Annotated in this window: 2 protein-coding genes; both read right to left on the bottom strand. The window is 58.6% G+C overall.

Translation table 11 applies throughout. From position 1 onward, the window contains the following. A partial coding sequence (locus AC0L23_RS39925) for a flagellin N-terminal helical domain-containing protein (protein WP_473358415.1) occupies positions 1-179 on the bottom strand: 179 nt, incomplete at its 3' end. A 358-nt stretch (positions 180-537) separates the two neighbouring features. Continuing rightward, the coding region (locus tag AC0L23_RS39920; protein ID WP_473358414.1) for a flagellin at positions 538-1,139 on the bottom strand (602 nt) is incomplete at its 5' end.

The following is a 1,139-nucleotide window of genomic DNA, read 5'->3' as shown; positions in this document are numbered from 1 at the left end:
ATGTCGCTGGCGCGGTTGTCGAGCGACTGTGCCGTGAAGAAGTTGGTCGGATTGTCCAGGGCCGAGTTGACGCTCTTCCCGGTCGACAAGCGGCTTTGAGTGGTGGCGAGAAGATCAGCGGTGGACTGGAGGGAGAGGAGGTTCTGACGAACCGAGGAGGAGAGAACGATACCGGACATAGACTGTTACCCTTCTGGTACGCAACGCAACAAACTTCGATTAGGATTAATCGATGTCCGGAACGGTGAATGGTTGGGGCTAACAAAGCATGAAGTGTGTCGCGCCAGTCCTTGCGCGGATTCACCATATACGCGATCGAAGCCTGATCACGCCCTCGTGTATCGTCATGATAGAATGATGCTTTTTCGTGCAGCGCGGTGTGTTTGCGACTTGTCAACCATAACTCAGAGTAAGCAATTGGCTGCATTGGAACGCATCGTCTCCGTCCACTGCACGACGTCTTCCGGCACCTCGACACAAGAAAGCGGCGGAGCCGAAGCCCCGCCGCCCTGTTTTGCTTGCGATGTTGTCCGCTTGTTAGCGGAGCAGCTGAAGCACGCTCTGCTGCGACTGGTTGGCCAGCGACAGCGCGGAGACCGCGATCGACTGGCGGGTCGACAGCGCCTGGCTGTTCGCCGCTTCAGTGTTGGTGTCGGCCAGAGTCAGGTTGGACGAACCGGTTTGCAGCACGTTGATCAGGCTCTTGTTGAAGTCCTGACGAACCTGCACTACCGAGAGGTTCGAACCTAGCGCCGAGGCTTCCGAACGCAGCGTGCTGGACGCGGCGTTCAAATTGGTCAGCACCTTGTTGGTGGCAGCGTTGTCGATGAAGTCGACACCGTTGGTCAACGAAGCGAGACCCAGGCCCTTCGAGTTGTAGGTCACGCCCGTGATGTTCAGGCTCGACTTGCCGGTCTCGTCGAACACCAGCTTGAGCTGGTCGCCGTTCAACAGGTTCACACCGTTGAACGAGGAGTCCTGCGAGGTCGTATCGATCTGGTTCAGGATGTTGTTGTACTGGCTGACCAGGTTGGCGCGGGCCGTTTGGGCAACCGGATCCGCGACCGGGGTGGAAGCGGTCGAGAAGGTCAGCGCGGTCGTCAGCGTGCCGCCGATCGCACCACCAGCAACCGACGAAC

The organism is Bradyrhizobium sp. MI1.4 (assembly GCF_055811315.1).
The sequence above is the reverse complement of the archived record's forward strand: the minus strand, read 5'-3'. Positions and strand labels throughout refer to the sequence as shown.